The sequence below is a fragment of the Ferdinandcohnia salidurans genome (assembly GCF_042680725.1).
In the GTDB taxonomy this organism is placed as follows: Bacteria; Bacillota; Bacilli; order Bacillales; family Bacillaceae_L; genus Ferdinandcohnia; species Ferdinandcohnia salidurans.
In genome coordinates, this window is record NZ_JBHUEK010000021.1 from 31,047 (window position 1) to 49,514 (window position 18,468).

An 18,468-nucleotide genomic window follows, 5' to 3' on the forward strand; every position below is an offset into this window, starting at 1 on the left:
TACATTTTCCTCCTCTATAATCGCTTTAAATCAGCGATTAGCAACACTTCTAAAAGAATTTTACTCACATGTATTTTAAATGGATAGCTCTTGGGATAGGTCATACATCTTCTTATCAACTGTATGTTTACGATCTAGAATTTCCATAATATCATGGTCAACTAAATTGTTTTGTTGAATACCAACAGCACGTCCACCTTTTCCTTCTAATAACAATTCAACAGCCTTTGCACCTAGACGACTTGCCAATACTCTGTCTGATGCAGTTGGTGAACCACCACGTTGAATATGTCCAAGGACACTCACTCTTGTTTCAAAATTTGTAGCTTCTTGAATCTTATTACCGATTTCAACACCACTACCTACACCCTCGGCTACGACAATAATACTATGCTTCTTCCCGCGGTCATGGCCACGGTTAAGCTTACCAATAACTTCATCCATGTCGTGTTCTGCTTCCGGAATAATAATTGTTTCAGCACCACCAGCTAGCCCAGCCCATAATGCAAGGTCACCAGCATGTCTACCCATAACTTCAATTACATATGTACGCTCATGTGAAGTTGCTGTATCTCTTATTTTATCAATAGCATCAATAACTGTATTTAGTGCAGTATCAAAACCAATCGTAAAATCAGTACCCGGGATATCATTGTCGATAGTACCTGGAACACCAACGCACGGGAAGCCAAGTTCAGTTAGTTTTTGGGCACCACGGTAAGAGCCGTCACCACCGATAACAACTAAGCCTTCTATTCCAAGCTTTTTTAATTGCTCAAGACCTTTTTTACGACCTTCTTCTGTTTTGAATTCTTCACATCGAGCAGTATAAAGCATTGTACCACCGCGATGAATTATATCACCAACAGATCCAATCTCTAATTGTTTTATCTGTCCACTTATTAGTCCAGCATATCCTTGATAAACTCCATATACTTCTACATCGTGAAAGATTGCTTTTCGTACAACAGCACGAATCGCAGCGTTCATCCCTGGTGAATCCCCACCGCTAGTTAAAACACCTATTCTTTTCATTTTTCCACCTCTATGTAAAAATAATCTAAAAATAATCATGAATCACGAATTGTGATTATTCGCTTTTACTATTTTGTGCAATATGTATAAAATAACACTAATATATAAGTAAAACAACTAAGATAGCGTAATAAAAACAGAAAAAATTGTGAAATTGTGTAGAAAAATCGAGAATTAAAAAGAATACTATGCGAGGGGATTTCGAATATTACATACATATTTATAATCCGTTGAATATCACATTCTAATTTCGGAGAATTTCGATTTATTCAACAGTCTTCTGATTATGTGGAAACAAAGTAAAACGTGCCCTAAACATTTTGTTAGATGCACGTCCACTTTTTGTTACTGAACTCCGATAAACTCTTCTTCAGCTATTGTAAATTGGCCTATCTTTTTATATTTTTGATAGCGTTGTTGAACTAACTCATCTTTGTTTAATTTACGTAATTCTTTTAATGACTGCAAGAGAACGGTATCGATGGAAGCTGCTTGTTCTGCAACATCCTTATGAGCTCCACCTCTTACTTCTGGGATGATTTCATCTACAACCCCTAATTCTTTTAAGTCTGGCGCTGTTATTTTCATAGACTCTGCAGCTTTTTTGGCAAGTCCTGCATCTTTCCAAAGTAATGCAGCAGCACCTTCGGGAGAAATAACAGAATAGGTTGAGTTTTCGAGCATATGAATTTGATTTCCTACACCTAAAGCAAGTGCTCCCCCACTTCCACCTTCACCAATTACAATACATATAACAGGAACAGTCAAGCCTGCCATTTCAAAAAGGTTTTTTGCAATAGCTTCACTTTGACCACGTTCCTCGGCTGCTTTACCTGGATATGCGCCCTTCGTATCAATGAAACATATGATTGGACGGCTAAATTTTTCAGCCTGCTTCATTAAACGAAGTGCCTTGCGGTATCCTTCTGGATGTGGCATTCCAAAATTTCTTCTGATATTTTCCTTTGTATCTTTACCTCGTTGGTGTCCAATTACAGTTACAGGTAAATCGTGGTACTTAGCAATACCACCAACTATGGCAGCATCATCCCCATAGTAACGGTCACCATGACACTCGAAAAAATTAGTAAAGATACGTTCAATATAATCAAGGGTAGTCGGTCTTTCGGGATGACGGGCAATTTGCACACGGTCCCATGGTTTTAAATGACTATAAATTTCATTCTCCAGTTTTTGAAGTCTTGATTCAAGCTTTGAAATTTCATCTGATAAATCCATATTTGAATCACTTGTAAACTCTTTTAACTCGGTAATTTTTTTCTTTAATTCTACGACTGGTTTCTCAAACTCTAGTTCACCTACCAATTAACCGCACCCCCGTTCGTATGAATATCAACTATATTTGCTAATGTATCTTTTAAATCCTGACGATGAATAACAGCATCCAGTTGACCATGTTTTAGTAAAAACTCGGCTGTTTGGAAGTCTTCTGGGAGATCTTCGCGAATCGTTTGTTCAATGATTCTTCTACCTGCAAATCCAATTAATGCACCTGGTTCTGCGAAATTAAAATCACCTAATGATGCAAAGCTTGCAGATACTCCACCCGTTGTTGGGTGTGTCATTATCGAAATAATGAGGCCACCTTGATCACTAAATAGTTTTAATGCAGAACTTGTTTTGGCCATTTGCATTAGGCTTAGAACACCTTCTTGCATTCTTGCTCCACCAGAAGCTGTAAAGATAAGAAATGGAACCTTTAATTCCATCGCCTTTTCAATTGCCCTAGTAATCTTCTCACCGACAACAGAACCCATACTTCCCATACGGAAGCTAGAATCCATAATCGCCAAGACGATACGATTTCCTTCAATTGTACCTTCACCGGTTACCACAGCTTCATTAATACCTGTTTTATCTTGGTCCTTCTTCAGTTTTCCAAGATAATCAGGAAAGCCTAGTGGATTTTCAGAGACCATTTCTTTATCAAGCTCGATAAAAGAGCCTTCATCAAGTAAGCTATCGATTCTTTCATATGCAGTCATTTGATAGTGATAGTCACAGTTCATACAAATTTTATCGTTTTTCATTAATTCTTTTGTGTACATTATTTTTTTACAATTTGGACATTTGCTCATAATGCCCTCTGGAACATCTTGTCTAGCTTGTTCCGAAGGGATTGAAGCATATTTTTTCTTTTTTACAAAAAAGTCTTTTAACAAAAAGGAACCTCCTCACACTTTCAATGGAATAGCTTTTTCGACTTAGTTTATCTGCTTGTATTAAGACAAAAAGTTGTGTAACGAAAAAAAGGAAAATCTTATATCTTCCTTCGTTGCCAAAAAAGCATGTACTTATACTTTACTGAATGTCTTCCTTATTTTTTGTAGGAATATGTCAACAAAAACACGACAAATTCCTACAAATGAGTGTTCAAAAAGGAGGATGAAAAGGACCAAGAATTTCAAGGCGGCGCAGCTTTGAGTACCGGAGCGTATGCATTTAATACGCGAGGAACGGAAAAGCAAGCCAACACAGAAATTCGACGTGTCATTTTCACCGGACTTTTTGAACATCCTCTACAATGTTATTTTTTCATAGGCAGATAAGGCTCTTGCCACATCTTTTTCACGTAGTCCGGCTACTAACTCTTCAAAGCCTTCTTTGTTTATTACATGAGTCTGTTCCTCATAAACAAATTTGACATATTCATATATGACGACCCATATTCGTAGTAATAATCGATTATCCGTCGCTTCCACAATTGATTTAAAAAGGAATTCTTCAGGGTCCTCAGTATCCCAAAGCTTTTCTTCCAACTCTGTAAGCATCTCTTCGTTCATCATAGGACAAGCTATTTCGATACATGATTTTTCGAGAGTGTGTTTTGTTTCAAGGAGATCACCCTTTGTTTTATCTCCTTGAATAATGAAGGTACCTAATAAATGAATCAGTTGATGATCACCGAAATCTTTTAAAAACGTACCTTCCCCTCTTCTTGTCTCAATGAGGCCTAATAATTCCAATGATCTTAGTGCTTCCCGAACAGAGGAACGACCTACATTTAGACGCTCGGAAAGTTCCCGCTCAGACGGAATTTTATCACCAGCGGAAAGTCCATCATCTTGAATGATGGACCTAATTTGCTTAACAATTTCAATGTAAACCTTAGAGTTAGGAGATGTCACATTAACCTCTTCCAATCCATTATTCAATGATTGCTAAACGACGTGTCTTCTCAGCAACTTCCTCTGGATTTACAGTGATTCTAGCTACACCTGTCTCCATAGCCGCCTTTGCCACACTTGCTGCAACAGCAGGAGCAACACGTGGGTCAAATGGTGCAGGGATTACATAATCTGAACGTAGTTCTTCAGTGCTTACCAATGATGCAATTGCTTCTACTGCCGCAACCTTCATTTGTTCATTTATATGAGTCGCTCTAGCATCTAAAGCTCCTCTAAAAATTCCTGGAAATGCCAGAACATTGTTTACTTGGTTTGGAAAATCTGATCTTCCAGTACCAACAACTTTAGCACCCGCTTCTAATGCTTCGTCCGGCATAATTTCAGGATTAGGATTTGCCATAGCAAATATTATTGGGTCCTGATTCATCGTTTTTACCATGTCAGCTGTTAGAGCTCCTGCAACAGACACTCCAATAAAGACATCAGCATCCTGAAGGACATCTGCAAGAGATCCTTCTAGACGGTTACGATTTGTATATTTTGCAACTTCTGCTTTTACATCATTCATTCCAAAGGTGCGCCCTTCATAAATAGCACCTCTAGAGTCACACATGATGATATCGCGGACTCCATAGCGATATAAAAGCTTAATAATTGCAATACCTGCAGCACCCGCTCCATTTGCAACAACTTTTATTTCTGACATTTTTTTGCCTACTAGCTTTAATGCATTCACTAATCCTGCTACTGTAACAATTGCGGTACCGTGTTGATCATCATGAAAAACTGGTATATTCGCTTCTTTCTTAAGACGCTCTTCTATCACAAAGCAATTCGGAGCTGCAATATCCTCTAGGTTGACTCCACCAAAAGTAGGCTCTAATAGTTTGACCGTTTCCACAATCTTGTCAACATCTGTTGTGTTTAAGCAAATTGGAAATGCATCTACTCCTGCAAAGCTCTTAAATAGCACAGCCTTTCCTTCCATGACAGGAAGAGAAGCTTCTGGACCTATGTTTCCTAATCCAAGTACGGCAGTCCCATCAGATACAACTGCTACCATATTCCCCTTCATTGTGTATTCATACACTTTAGACTTATCGTCGTAAATAGCTTTACACGGTTCAGCTACTCCCGGTGAGTATGCTAAACTTAAATCCTTTGCATTTCTAACTGGAACTTTTGACTTTGATTCAAGCTTACCCTTATGAATTTGATGAATATGTAGAGCTTCTTCTCTTAGAGTCATTTCCCTATTTCACTCCTTGTTATAAAGACAACTTGGTAGCAGCAATTTTCCCACCAGTTGTTTGTCATTCTAATTAGGTAGTTAAAAACTTGTCCAACATATTATGAATAAAGCTAGCAAAATAGAATTTTCTAATTAATCAAAAATAAGTGGTATGGCCACTTCGCTTTTCTATTACAATATAACATAATTGCTGTTCATGTAAAGTGGTTTATTAGTGAATCACCACATTTTGAGGTCCTATCAATTCTCTTATTTCGGATAAAAATTCTTGATTAGGACTAACCCACAGTTCTTGTTGGAGCTGCATTGTTTTTTGTGTTTCCTCATAATACAGGACCACCGGGGTATCCCCAGGATATTGCTTTAATAATTCTTTTAAGTTCACAAGCACTTGAGCTGCTTGATCCTTTCTTTCCATTCTGACAAAAAGTTTCTTCTCATCTTCCGGCATCTCCACTTTATCGGGTAAGGCCTCAGCTTGGTTAATGATAAGCTGTAGTTGATTATTTCGACTTTCAAGCTTACCCTTTAGTAAAACTAAAGCATCATTTTTTAAAAGCTTTGCCGACTGTGTATAGGTTCTTGGAAATGCAACGCCTTCTAATTCCCCGCTTTCATCACTAATTGTCAAAAAGGCCATTACCTCACCTTTTTTTGTACGAATCGTTCTTTCTTTTGTGATGAATCCACCTACAACGACATTTTGATGTAGATAATGTGAAGCCTCCGAAATCGAGATTGCTCCGTGCTTTTTTAGATAAGCCGAATAACTAGTAATTGGATGACTTGATAAGTAAAAGCCTAGTGCATCCTTTTCAAAGCGAAGTTTTTCCATTTCCTTAAATGGTTCAACCTCTACATATTTTGGTTTAAGTCCAAAATCATCCTCAAAAAACATCTCGACTTGATTTTCATCATTTTTTGGTCGGACGAGTTCGGCATGTTCAATCGCAACATCTAAAGTGGCTAATAGAGTCGCTCGGTGTTCCCCAAATTCATCAAAGGCTCCTGAACAAATTAACGCCTCTATTGTACGACGATTAATACTCCTCATCGATGTTCGGACACAAAAATCAAAGAGGTCTGAATAAGGCTTAACTTTTCTCGTCTCAATAATTTCCTTTAAGGCTGCAACCCCTACACTCTTAATTCCCGCCAAACTAAAGCGGATTGCCTTTTTCTCTACAATAAAAGGATAGTAGCTATTATTAATTGATGGGGGCAAAATGGAAATTCCTATTTGTTTGGATTCTCGTATATATTGACTTAGTTTGTCGTCATTGCCAACTACACTTGTCAGTAATGAAGCCATAAAATAGAGTGGATAGTTAGCTTTTAAATAGGCAAGCTGATACGCGATCATACTGTAAGCAACAGCATGGCTTCGGTTAAACCCATAATTGGCAAACCGGACGATTAAATCATAAATTTCATTTGCTGTTTGTTCGGTGTAGCCTTTTTTTAAGCTACCTTGCACAAAATGTTGTCTTTCTTTATCTAGTACTTCTTTTTTCTTTTTACTTACGGCTCTTCTCAATAAATCAGCCTCTCCTAGGCTAAAACCAGCCATTTTAGAAGCAATCTGCATAATTTGCTCTTGATACACAATCACACCATATGTCTTCTCAAGTATGGGTTCAAGGTCTGGATGCGGATATTGAACCGGTTCTTTTTTATGTTTCCTAGCAATATAGAGTGGAATATTTTCCATTGGGCCTGGCCTATATAGCGCGTTTACAGCAACAATATCCTCTAAATCACTCGGCTGAAGCCTTACGAGAACACTTCGCATTCCACTTGACTCCAGTTGGAATACCCCCGTTGTATCTCCTTTACCTAGCAATGCAAATGTTTTTTGATCATTCATTGATATTCTAGAAAGATCCAATTTCTTTCCAGTGCCCCGTTGAATCAAGGAGTGGATATTATCAATCAGCGTCAAATTTCGTAGTCCAAGGAAGTCCATTTTTAAAAGACCAATTTCTTCGAGCACTTCCATCGGAAATTGCGTTAAATAGATTTCATTATGGCCTTCTTGAATGGCAATTAAATCGGTTAGTGGCTGTTCACTTATCACAACACCAGCCGCATGTGTAGAAGTATGTCTAGGAAGACCTTCAATTTTTTTGGCTGTTTCGAAGATTTTCCGTCCAATTTCGATATTTTGAATATAGTCCCTTAACCCTTGCGATTCCTCGTATGCTTGCTGAAGTGTAATTCCGAGTTTGCTAGGAACCTGTTTGGCAAGAAAATCGGCCTCCTTGGGAGAAATCCCCATTACTCTGCCAACATCACGTAATGCAGCTCTTGCAGCTAATGTTCCAAACGTGATAATTTGGGCAACGTGGAGTCTGCCGTATTTTTTTGAAACATACTCAATCATTTCGTCACGTCGGTTATCAGGGAAATCAATATCAATATCAGGCATAGAAATTCGTTCTGGGTTTAAAAATCGTTCAAATAATAATTGATGTTCGAGTGGGTCAACATCTGTAATATGTAAAACATAGGCCACCAAAGAACCGGCAGCAGAACCCCTTCCTGGACCAGTCACTATTCCATTTTCATGAGCATACTTCATAAAATCCCAAACAATTAAGAAGTAATCACTAAAATTCATTTTTTTGATTACTTGAAGCTCATATTGAAGTCGTTCAAACTGTTCATCGATAGGAGTTTGATACCTTTCATGCAATCCTTTTAAACATATTCGTGATAAATAATCCTCTGCAGATTCTTCATTTGGAACTGGATATTTAGGTAATGCAAATTTCCCTAATTCAATTTCCACATTACATTGCTTAGCAATTCGTAATGTATTTTCAAGAACCTCTGGTGTATCTGAAAAAAGCTCACTCATTTGTGATGGACTCTTTAAATAATATTCCTTACTTGGAAAAACAACTCGATTTTCATCTGATAGTTTTGTATTGTTTTTAATCGACAGTAAGCATTCATGAGCAAATGAATCACCTTGCTCGATGTATTGAACCTGGTTTGTAGCAACCAATGGGACGTTTAGTTCTGCTCCAATTTGGAATAGTTTATGATTGACTTCTACATTTTCTCGTAAGTTATGATTTTGAACCGCTAAGTAAAAACTATCCTGTTCAAAGATTTGTTTATAAGAATTTGCTCGTCGAATAGCTTCCTCATAATGCCCATCCTTAATACTTCGTTCAATGTCTCCTTCACGACCAGGAGAAATCCCAATTATTCCCTCACGATATTGCGATAGCCATCTTCTTGGAATTCCAACCTTCGATCTCGTTTGAATAGCGCTACTAATTTTTAATAGATTTTGATAACCTTTATTGTTTTTTGCAAGTAATACTACAGGATAAGCCACGTCATGACCTTGTCCCTCATCTGATAACACCGAAGCCGTCATGCCAATAATCGGCTTAATCCCATGTTTCCTGCATTGCTTATAAAAGGCTATCGCCCCATACATTATGTTTTCATCGGTTAATGCCAATGCTTTAAACCCTAAGCTGCTCGCTTTTTCAACCAAGGCTTCAACTTTTGCAGCACTTGATAAGAGGCTATAAGCACTTTGAACCTGAAGATGAACAAAAGGCAATCAAATCACACCTTTTTCATTTAATTAATTTCGTCCTTACCTATCTGATACTTCAATTATAGACCTATTTATGAAACAAGCAAAACAAAACTCATAGAATGGGTTGTTTGTCCATATACATGTAATAAAAGCTTCCGCAACTTACAATTATTTAAAAGAAGGTGTCCACATGGAAGTAAAAGAGGCGTTTATGCCTGCATTTATTCATAGTTTTTTTATTGCGCTTGGGGTACTTTTGGGTGGTTCCCTTATCGGAGGTCTCGGTGCCTTCATTTCGGGTCAAGCGCCTTTATCTGAAATCTATTCGGTTGCCAGCAAGTTAAAGATTTGGGCACTTGTTGCTGCAATTGGTGGAACATTTGATGCTTTTTATAGTTTTGAAAGAGGAATATTTTTAGGTCAAACGAAAGATGTTTTTAAACAATTTCTGCTGATTGTTTCTGCAATGGGTGGAGCACAGTTCGGATGGAGAATTATTGAATGGTTCACCCAGGAGCATATCTCATAATGAGAGTCCCCCCTTATCATCAAAAACCAGGCTGGCAACGATTTTTCGCAGGTGTTGTTATCGGTGCCTTGATTAGTTGGTTTGTCTTTTTATTTCAGTTTGGGGTACTGCAGGAAGACCAGATTCAATTAATCACAAAGCAGGAAAGCAAAATAAAAAATTTAGAAGATGATAAAGACATACTAATTGATGACATTAAAAAATTAAATAGTGAAAATAAAAACAAGCTAAAAATTCAAGATTTCAATGTGGAGTTTGCAAACAGAAAAAAAGTAGAACTCAGTTCACTCGATCTCCATCATATGAAAACCGCTGTCATCGAAGACCTTAACACTTTAATTGGACAGGATATCCAAACTTTATCGAAAAACAAAGACCTTCTGTTTAGAACGATTGAAAATAGGAATTACGAATTGGGAGACAAAACATATAAGCTAAAAATACACACAGTCTTTGTCGATACAACACTTGAAATTTCATTAAATATAGAACTAGTCAACTAACATAGCTTCCTTCCGGAGGCTTTTTTTTTGGAAAAATGAAGATTTTGTTACAAATTTGTATTAATTTTTAGAAAATTTAAAAATAATGTAGCATTTTTAGGCGAAATTGCAATAAAATAAAAGAAAACACATAAGGAGGGAATTTATGTATATTAACCGGAGAAAAGTATTAAATGAAAAAATGGCGAGAATCAAAAATGGGTACTCCGCTTATGCAGAATCCCCAGAAGTTGTAAATGCGTTAAAAAAAGAAATTCAAGCCTTAGATCTCAATGTTCTTGAAGAAGTAACCGATCTAGGTTCATGGTTCATCCCAGTTAAGGTAGATAGCTAATAAAGTCGCACGCAAAAGGAGCGACTTTATTTTTTTTAGGTAACCTGATTGCAAACCTTCCTTAAATCAGAGATAACGTTTTCGACCTCTTGCCACGAGTAAATGGTGGCCCCTGATGCAAGTGGGTGCCCACCGCCGTTATATTTTTTTGCTACCCCGTTTATCACAGGTCCCTTAGAACGCAAGCGAACACGGATTTGATCTTTTTCCTCCACGAAAAACACCCATGCTTTGATATTTTCAATATTTCCTAAGTTACTTACCAATTGAGATGCTTCTGTAGGCGATACATTGTATTCTTTCAGAATCTCATTTGAAATCACCATAGACCCTACACCATCTTCGGTGACTTTGTAATTTTGAAGGACATAACCACTAAGGCGTGCTACATTTTCCTTCGTTTTATATAAATTCTCGTAAACATCTGGAAATTGAAAACCACATTCAATTAATTCTCCCACATATGTAAATGTCTTTGGATTTGTACTAGGAAACAAGAATCTACCTGTGTCTCCTACAATTCCAGCAAAAAGAAGTCTCGCTGCTTCCTTTGAAAGAGTTAATCCCTGATTCTTCCCTTGGAGGTAAAGCTCGTAGATCAATTCACTGCAAGAGCTTGCACTTGTATCGACCCATAAAAGGTCTCCATATGGATCTTCATTCGGATGATGATCAATTTTAATTAATTTTTTCCCGCGATTATAACGCACGTCTGAAATTCTACCTTGGTTTGCAGTATCACAGACAATCACTAATGCTTCTTCATACATCTCATCCGGAATTTGGTCCATTTCCTTTAGAAAAAGTAAGGAGGGCTCATCCTCACCTACAACAAATACTTTTTTAGTAGGGTAGGATGCTTTTAGAATTTCTGCTAGACCACACTGTGAGCCATAGGCATCAGGGTCTGGTCGTACGTGGCGATGAATGATGATCGTCTCAAAGTCAGTTATTGTTTTAAGAATAGATTGAATCATAAGAGTTCTCCTTTTTCGGTTCATTTCGTCACCAAGTTTCCACATTCTATTCACTAGCAATTTGAATTGGTTCTGGTTACAATAGGTATAGTAATCTAGAACTGGAGGAAACTTCTCATGCAAATTCTCGTTTTTCTAATCATATTTGCACTTGTATTTTATTTTTATTATAAAACAAAATACTTCCGCACAAGACGTCCAATTGAAAAACAATGGCTCTCAGCGAAATCTAGTATTGCCTTAGGACTTTTTGTTGCGCTATTTGGTTTAAATACGTATTTCGTTCATCCATCTACGATCTCATATGTAATTGGGACAGTCCTAATACTAGTTGGTGGTGGAAGTATTTGGGCAGGCTTCCGTGCTTATAAACATTATCTTCCATATGTACTAAAAGAAGCTGAACAACAAAGTTAATTAGACCTAGAAAAAGACGCGTTATAGCGTCTTTTTTTGTTCGTGCTTATCCTTATCTTTCAATTAGCTGTGCCATCATCATTGCTTTTCCCACAACGACTCCGCCATGGAAAACTTCAACATCAACCTTACCGAACCTTCTTCCAACCTCTAGAACCCTTGGATGAATTTCCATTAGACTATCAATTTGAACAGGTCTCATAAAGTAAACCGTCATATTCTCGATAACCAAATCTCCTTTTTTAAAGGATTTTAGCACCCTACTCGCTGCCTCCGTGACAATCGTTGTAAATACTCCGTAGGAAATAGTGCCCAAGTGGTTTGTCATTTGCGGGGTTACTTCACATTGGTAAATCGCTTCACCATCAGCAGAAATATCCACGAATTGATTTGTCACGATATCATCAATCGTTTCTCCTACTTGAGGTTGACGACCAATCATTTGCATAGCCTTTAGTACGTCCTGACGACTAATAATCCCTTGCAAACGATTCGATTGATCCACAACCGGCAGCATTTCAATACCTTCCCACACCATCATATGTGACACAGATGCAACCGATGTTTTTCCATTAACGGTCATAGGTTGTTTGGTCATCACCTTTTCAATGAGCGTATTTGGGTCCTGTCCCATAATGTCCTTTGCTGTTACCATCCCAACAACTTTTGATTGATGATCAACGACAGGATAGCGACCATGACCTGTTTCGGTATTATGTTCGTACCATTTCTCTACTTTATCTGAGGTATGAAGGCTTACGGTCTCGGTTTTTGGCGTTAAGATATCCTCAACTAAGACAATTTCTTTTTTTATGAGTTGGTCATAGATAGCACGGTTGATCATAGTTGCAACCGTAAAAGTATCGTAACTACTCGAAATAATTGGAAGTTGCAGCTCATCTGCGAGCTTTTTCACTTCATCTTCTGTGTCAAAACCACCGGTAATTAAAACGGCAGCTCCTGCATTTAATGCATACTCATGGGCCTTTGTCCGGTTACCAACAATTAATAGGTTTCCAGCACCTGTATAACGCATCATTGCCTCAAGCTTCATAGCACCGATAACAAATTTATTGAGTGTTTTATGCAGCCCCGCTTTTCCCCCAAGCACTTGTCCATCAACTATATTGACAACCTCAGCAAAGGTTAGCTTTTCGAAGTTTTCTTTCTTTTTTCGTTCAATACGAATGGTTCCGACACGTTCAATAGTACTCACATATCCTTTATTTTCCGCATCTTTTATGGCACGATAAGCCGTTCCTTCGCTCACTTTCATATCCTTTGCAATTTGTCGAACTGAAATTTTCTCACCAATCGGAAGTGTGTCAATATACTGTAAAATTTGCTCATGCTTTGTCGCCAAGCTCTTCACCCTCTAATAATCATTCTTTGTCTAGTTCCGTTAAATTCTATCAAATGCGCCTTGGCGTATTTGCGCCCAGATTTTTTCGAGCTTGCTCGAAAAGTTTCCTCTGAAAATCTGTGGCATCCACCGGAGGCAGTAACTTTATTCAGCCAAAGTTTGTTCCCATACTGAATTTAGTTACTTTTACTGCATTCATTCCCACTAATAAAAGTAGAGAATTTCTGATGAATAAAGTTATATCTTATTATACGGGTGAAGTAAGGTTTATTCAATTTTATTAGTTATGACTATACTAGTAATTCCGCATTCTTTGTCGACGTTTTGCAGTGGTTGCTTGTGGACTTGTCGTTTTCTGAGCAGACTTCGGGTTATATAATAACCCAATAAGGTTTCCACTCACTACAATCAAGGCAAAAACTAGCCATGAAAGAGCGAATACTCCTTCTAATCCTTCCGCTCCGATTGATAGTCTTGGAACACCGTAATAAAGTAAGACACCACAAAGCAATAAACATAGTAACAATCTATTATGCATCCTTTTACCTCCTTACCTATGCTTGTATCATTCTATGAAGCAAGCATAAAAAAAAGACGTGATTCCTCACGCCTTTGTTCGTTTTACAATTCAATTGCGTCACCTGCTGTTAATACCTTGCCCTCAGCCGATGTAAGTCTTGAGACAAAATCGGCCGCATCCTGCTTAATCACTGGGAACGTATTATAGTGAATCGGCACGACAGTTTTGGCTTTTAACCACTCTGCTGCAATGAGTGCATCATCTGGTCCCATCGTGAAATTATCCCCAATTGGCAGAAAGGCAACATCGATCTCATTAAGTTCACCAATCAATTTCATATCGTAAAATAATGCGGTATCTCCTGCATGGTAGATTGTTTTTCCTTCAGCACTAAATAAGATGCCACCTGGCATACCTGTGTAAACAAATTCCTGTTTTTCAGGAATTTCGACACTTGAACCATGGAAAGCTAGGGTAAACTTTACCTTCCCAAAATCAAACTGATGGGCACCACCAATATGCATCGGATGTACATTCAAGCCTTGCCAGCCTAAATAGACCGCAAGTTCATTTGGAGCTACCACAAGACTTGAGTTGCGCTTAGCAAGGTCTACAGTGTCTCCAACATGATCTCCGTGACCATGTGTAAGTAAAATGACATCCACTTTTTCTTCAGATGCTTTTAAATCTGTAGTAGGATTTCCAGTGATAAATGGGTCAATGATGATCGTTTTTCCACCTGTTTCAATTTTTACAACAGAATGACCATGATAGGATACTTTCATATGTATCTCCCCTTCAATAATTGTATATAGAAACCTTAATATAGTACTTCTTTTTAAATGCTTACTTTCCTTCTTTTTTATACCCTTTTCCTACGTAAATCAAACCCTACTCCATAAATGAATACTATAATCACAAAAAGGCTCACACCTTCCGCTTCAAACCACAAAGTGCTAAAATAAACAGTGTCCCTTATTATTAAAAAGGAAGTGTTATGAATGAATCAACGATTACAACAACTTTCTAGTTGGTTAACAGAAAAGGACATTACATGTAGTTTTATTACGTCTACTCCAAACGTATTTTATTTAACAAACTTTTATACCGAACCACACGAAAGACTTCTTGGTTTATTCGTTTTTCAACAGGAAGAGCCCATCTTGATTTGTCCAAACATGGAGCTTGCCCAGGCACGTAATGCTGGCTGGGAGTACGAAATCATTGGATATAGTGATACCGATAATCCTTGGGAACTCATCCAACATTCACTCTCAAAACGAAACATTACGATCTCATCATTAGCTCTTGAAAAAGAACATTTAACTGTTGATCGTTTTGAACAAATTCAAAAATTATTCCCATCCACATCTTTCGTTTCAGCTGAGGAAAAATTACATACTTTACGGATGATTAAAGAAGAGAAAGAGATTTCTATTCTTGAAGACGCAGCAAAGCTTGCCGATTATGGAGTAGAAGTGGGTGTACATGCAATTGCCCAAGGAAAGTCAGAATTAGATGTACTTGCCACAATTGAATTTGAATTAAAGAAAAAAGGAATTCGCCAAATGTCCTTTGATACAATGGTATTAACAGGTTTAAAAACTGCTGCTCCACATGGAAAACCAGGACTTGAAACCATTCAAAAAGGAGATTTTGTACTTTTCGATTTAGGTGTTGTTCTTGACGGTTATTGCTCTGATATTACTAGAACAGTCGCATTTGGAGAGGTTTCAGACCAACAACGTGAGGTTTATGACACTGTGTTAAAGGCCCAATTAGCAGCTGTTGATACTTGTAAGCCAGGAACAAGAATTGGCGATATCGACCGTGCAGCACGTACCATTATATCCAATGCTGGCTATGGTGAATATTTTACCCACCGAATTGGACATGGACTTGGAATTGATGTTCATGAATTTCCTTCTATGAATGAAACAAATGATATGCTCCTACAAAAGGGTATGGTATTTACAATTGAACCAGGAATCTATGCTCCAGAAATTGGCGGAGTTCGAATTGAAGATGATATGATTATCACCGCTGATGGAGCCCAAACACTTACAAAATTCCCTAAGGAACTACTCATAAAATAAATGCAAAAAGGACCCTGAGCGGTCCTTTTTGAACTTTAGAAGCCTTCACATTTCTTAATTCACTGCATTTTTTTCCTCTTCAAATTTTGAGCAGAGGTATTCAAACAGCTTATGGTTAAAATTATCCTGATTACGTACATAATCAAATAAAATATCGTATTGCTCTTTATTATCCTGTAAACCATTTAGTACCTTGAAAAATAATTCCTTTTGCTCCATGATGGTGGCAGCAATTTCTTGGTCTTTTTCGTCATTATCCTCAAAGTGTTTCGCAATGGTCTCATTTTTCAATTCATGATTTTTTAGAGAAGCTATAATTTGGTCAAATTGCTTTTTCACTAGGTTCATATTTTCAGAAACTTTATTGTTAAAGATTTCTTGATTTTGAACAATTTTTTGGAGAATTTCAAGCTGTTCTTTATGTTCTACTTGTTGCTTCGCCGCTGTCTCATTATATTTTTCTTGTTTCTTCATAAAGCTCACAAATACCTCCAATAAGTTTTTCTGTTCCGTCATTTTTTTAGAGAACTTTTCATTCTTCTCCATTTGATTTTGTTCAGATTTAAAAAACTGGCGTTGCAGTCCTTTTTGTTCTTCTGCTAATTGCTTGATTAGCCCTTCATTGCTTTTGATGTACTCTTTAACGAGCTCATTATATTTCTCCTGCTGTTTAATATGTTCAGAAACAAAATTAGAATAATAAGTTTGTTGATTTGGATTATCTGGCGAAGAAGTAGCTGGTCGATGAACAAATCGGCCTAACGATTCATTATAAAAAACTGATGAACCCATTTTTCAGCACTCCCTTACGAGTTAGTTAGACGTTTGTCTTCATTCAGACTTTCTTTATCTTATTTTTATGCATAAAAAATGGTGACAATGATTCGAGGACATAAAAGGGATACCTAAGGAAAGGTATCCCCAAAAATTCATCTGTTTTCTAAGAGTGTTTTGGCATCTGAATAGGAAATTCCGTGTGCTTCTGCAACTGCCTTGTAGGTAACATATCCATCTAAAGTATTAATCCCTTTAAACAACGCATCATTCTCGATGCAAGCTTGTTTAAATCCCTTATTAGCAATTAACAATGCATATGGAACAGTTACATTTGTCAGTGCAAAAGTTGATGTACGTGGTACAGCTCCAGGCATGTTCGCAACAGCATAATGAACGACCCCATGTTTGACATAGGTTGGATTATCATGGGTTGTAATTCGGTCAGTCGTTTCAAAAATTCCTCCTTGGTCAATCGCGATATCTACGACTACAGAACCTGGTGCCATTGTTCTAATCATTTCTTCCGTTACAAGTTTTGGCGCTCTTGCCCCAGGAATGAGGACTGCACCGATTACAAGATCTGATTCCTCCACCGCTTCCGCTATATTAAGCGGATTTGACATTAGTGTAGTTACATCCGCTCCGAAAATATCATCAAGCTGGCGAAGTCGCTCCGGATTTAAATCAATCATTGTTACTTGAGCACCTAGACCAATTGCCATTTTAGCTGCATTCGTCCCTGCAACTCCTCCACCAATAACCGTTACTTTACCACGATGAACGCCTGGCACACCAGCTAGTAAAATCCCTTTTCCACCATGTGGCTTTTCTAAAAATTGCGCGCCAATCTGAGTCGCCATTCTTCCTGCAACTTCACTCATTGGGGTTAGCAATGGTAGTGAACGGTTTTGGAGCTGTACAGTTTCATATGCCAGCCCAATCACTTTGTTCTCAACTAAAGCTTTCGTTAATTCAGGCTCTGCAGCTAAATGTAAATATGTAAATAAGAGTAAGCCTTCACGGAAATATTGATATTCCTCTGGAAGTGGCTCTTTTACTTTCATAACCATGTCCACCTGCCATGCCTCACTTGCAGTACTAACAATGGTAGCCCCTGCACTAGCATATTGTTCATCCGTAAAACCTGATCCGTCCCCCGCATTGGTCTCAATATACACTTCATGACCGAAGCCTACAAGATTCACAACACCTGCCGGAGTCATTGCAACACGGTTTTCGTTATTTTTTATCTCCCGAGGTACCCCAATTCGCATGAAAAACACTCCTCATCTCATTTTCAATAGATTACTTACTTGAACTTAAAATACGATTCTAACAACAATGAAAACACTTACATAATAGTATTTTTCTTCCTAATAATCAAGGAAAAGTTCAAATTTTATACAATTATGTATCATATTCAAGTGTTTTGACAGTGCTATAATAATAGTAGAAAGACAATCTCATATTTTAGGGGGCTAAAAAAATGCTAGTTACCTATAAAAAAGTTCTTGTAGCTGTTGATGGTTCAAAGGAAGCGGAATGGGCTTTTAAGAAAGCAATCGATGTTTGTAAGCGATATCATGCAACGCTTAGTATTACCCATGTGATCGACTTAAAGCAGTTTGCAACGATTGGAGCTTATCAGTACAATTTAACAGAACAATCAGAGCAATACGGAAAAGAATTACTTAACCAATATAAGGAAGTGGCAAGTGAAGCTGGTATTGATGAGATTGAAACAATATTAGAATTCGGTTCACCTAAAATAAAAATCGCAAAAGAAATTGCACCAAAACATGATATTGATTTAATCATATGTGGTGCAACTGGTTTAAATGCTGTCGAGCGTTTCCTATTAGGCAGTGTGTCTGAAAATATTACACGTTATGCAAAATGTGATGTTATGGTTGTACGAACAGAGAAAGATCTTTAATATATAAAACAAAAAAAC

The 18,468-nt window shown here is 37.6% G+C and carries 18 protein-coding genes; 6 read left to right on the forward strand and 12 right to left on the reverse strand.

Annotated elements, in window-relative coordinates:
- Window positions 1-75: 75 nt before the first annotated feature.
- The 6 genes from pfkA to dnaE form a co-directional block, all read right to left on the reverse strand.
- The gene (gene pfkA / locus ACFSFW_RS13660; protein WP_388039084.1) at window positions 76-1,035 is read right to left on the reverse strand and encodes a 6-phosphofructokinase; all 960 of its coding nucleotides are present in this window, start codon (window positions 1,033-1,035) and stop codon (window positions 76-78) included.
- A gap of 345 nt (window positions 1,036-1,380) precedes the next feature.
- The gene (gene accA / locus ACFSFW_RS13665; RefSeq protein WP_304219151.1) at window positions 1,381-2,361 is read right to left on the reverse strand and encodes an acetyl-CoA carboxylase carboxyl transferase subunit alpha; all 981 of its coding nucleotides are present in this window, start codon (window positions 2,359-2,361) and stop codon (window positions 1,381-1,383) included.
- Complete coding sequence (gene accD / locus ACFSFW_RS13670) at window positions 2,355-3,218, reverse strand: acetyl-CoA carboxylase, carboxyltransferase subunit beta (RefSeq protein ID WP_099362157.1); 864 nt, start codon at window positions 3,216-3,218, stop codon at window positions 2,355-2,357. Before accD ends, accA begins: the two co-directional genes overlap by 7 nt.
- A gap of 357 nt (window positions 3,219-3,575) precedes the next feature.
- Window positions 3,576-4,184 carry a FadR/GntR family transcriptional regulator gene (locus tag ACFSFW_RS13675; RefSeq protein WP_388039087.1) on the reverse strand — a complete coding sequence of 203 codons (609 nt, stop codon included), beginning with the start codon at window positions 4,182-4,184 and terminating at the stop codon, window positions 3,576-3,578.
- Window positions 4,185-4,203: 19 nt separating this feature from the next.
- Window positions 4,204-5,433, reverse strand: coding sequence for an NADP-dependent malic enzyme (gene ystJ / locus ACFSFW_RS13680; RefSeq protein ID WP_309099684.1), 1,230 nt, complete (start codon window positions 5,431-5,433; stop codon window positions 4,204-4,206).
- A gap of 214 nt (window positions 5,434-5,647) precedes the next feature.
- A complete protein-coding gene (gene dnaE, locus ACFSFW_RS13685) occupies window positions 5,648-9,019 on the reverse strand; it encodes a DNA polymerase III subunit alpha (RefSeq protein ID WP_388039089.1) in 3,372 nt (1,123 codons plus the stop codon).
- A gap of 169 nt (window positions 9,020-9,188) precedes the next feature.
- Between dnaE and ytrH the strand changes: the two genes are divergently transcribed.
- From ytrH to ACFSFW_RS13700, 3 genes are all read left to right on the forward strand, one after another.
- The gene (gene ytrH, locus ACFSFW_RS13690) at window positions 9,189-9,527 is read left to right on the forward strand and encodes a sporulation membrane protein YtrH (protein ID WP_099362160.1); all 339 of its coding nucleotides are present in this window, start codon (window positions 9,189-9,191) and stop codon (window positions 9,525-9,527) included.
- Window positions 9,500-10,030 carry a sporulation membrane protein YtrI gene (gene ytrI, locus ACFSFW_RS13695; RefSeq protein WP_388039091.1) on the forward strand — a complete coding sequence of 177 codons (531 nt, stop codon included), beginning with the start codon at window positions 9,500-9,502 and terminating at the stop codon, window positions 10,028-10,030. Before ytrH ends, ytrI begins: the two co-directional genes overlap by 28 nt.
- A gap of 145 nt (window positions 10,031-10,175) precedes the next feature.
- On the forward strand, window positions 10,176-10,364 hold the full coding sequence (locus tag ACFSFW_RS13700) for a YtzJ family protein (protein WP_099352005.1): 189 nt from the start codon (window positions 10,176-10,178) through the stop codon (window positions 10,362-10,364).
- Between the two features lie 35 nt (window positions 10,365-10,399).
- Here the strand turns inward: ACFSFW_RS13700 and ACFSFW_RS13705 are convergent, their stop codons facing one another.
- Entirely contained in the window at window positions 10,400-11,341 is a 942-nt protein-coding gene (locus ACFSFW_RS13705) for a DHH family phosphoesterase (RefSeq protein WP_388039093.1), read from the reverse strand.
- A gap of 117 nt (window positions 11,342-11,458) precedes the next feature.
- On the opposite strand from ACFSFW_RS13705, the gene ACFSFW_RS13710 reads away from it, so the two are divergent.
- Window positions 11,459-11,758 carry a YtpI family protein gene (locus ACFSFW_RS13710; protein WP_099352003.1) on the forward strand — a complete coding sequence of 100 codons (300 nt, stop codon included), beginning with the start codon at window positions 11,459-11,461 and terminating at the stop codon, window positions 11,756-11,758.
- Window positions 11,759-11,810: 52 nt separating this feature from the next.
- Here ACFSFW_RS13710 and ACFSFW_RS13715 read toward each other — a convergent pair whose 3' ends face one another.
- The 3 genes from ACFSFW_RS13715 to ACFSFW_RS13725 all read right to left on the reverse strand — a co-directional run bounded on the left by ACFSFW_RS13715 (window position 11,811) and on the right by ACFSFW_RS13725 (window position 14,426).
- A complete protein-coding gene (locus ACFSFW_RS13715; RefSeq protein WP_304219167.1) occupies window positions 11,811-13,121 on the reverse strand; it encodes a CBS domain-containing protein in 1,311 nt (436 codons plus the stop codon).
- Between the two features lie 295 nt (window positions 13,122-13,416).
- On the reverse strand, window positions 13,417-13,659 hold the full coding sequence (locus ACFSFW_RS13720; protein WP_388039095.1) for a hypothetical protein: 243 nt from the start codon (window positions 13,657-13,659) through the stop codon (window positions 13,417-13,419).
- 83 nt (window positions 13,660-13,742) lie between these two features.
- A complete protein-coding gene (locus ACFSFW_RS13725; RefSeq protein ID WP_304219169.1) occupies window positions 13,743-14,426 on the reverse strand; it encodes a metal-dependent hydrolase in 684 nt (227 codons plus the stop codon).
- 216 nt (window positions 14,427-14,642) lie between these two features.
- Here ACFSFW_RS13725 and ACFSFW_RS13730 point away from each other — a divergent pair, with 216 nt between their 5' ends.
- A complete protein-coding gene (locus ACFSFW_RS13730; RefSeq protein ID WP_304219171.1) occupies window positions 14,643-15,737 on the forward strand; it encodes a M24 family metallopeptidase in 1,095 nt (364 codons plus the stop codon).
- Between the two features lie 54 nt (window positions 15,738-15,791).
- On the opposite strand, the gene ACFSFW_RS13735 is transcribed toward ACFSFW_RS13730, so the two are convergent.
- Window positions 15,792-16,529, reverse strand: coding sequence for a hypothetical protein (locus tag ACFSFW_RS13735; RefSeq protein WP_388039097.1), 738 nt, complete (start codon window positions 16,527-16,529; stop codon window positions 15,792-15,794).
- 137 nt (window positions 16,530-16,666) lie between these two features.
- Window positions 16,667-17,788, reverse strand: a complete 1,122-nt coding sequence (gene ald, locus ACFSFW_RS13740) for an alanine dehydrogenase (RefSeq protein WP_304219175.1) — start codon at window positions 17,786-17,788, stop codon at window positions 16,667-16,669.
- A 212-nt stretch (window positions 17,789-18,000) separates the two neighbouring features.
- On the opposite strand from ald, the gene ACFSFW_RS13745 reads away from it, so the two are divergent.
- Window positions 18,001-18,450, forward strand: a complete 450-nt coding sequence (locus ACFSFW_RS13745) for a universal stress protein (RefSeq protein ID WP_099362171.1) — start codon at window positions 18,001-18,003, stop codon at window positions 18,448-18,450.
- The last annotated feature ends 18 nt before the right edge of the window (window positions 18,451-18,468 follow it).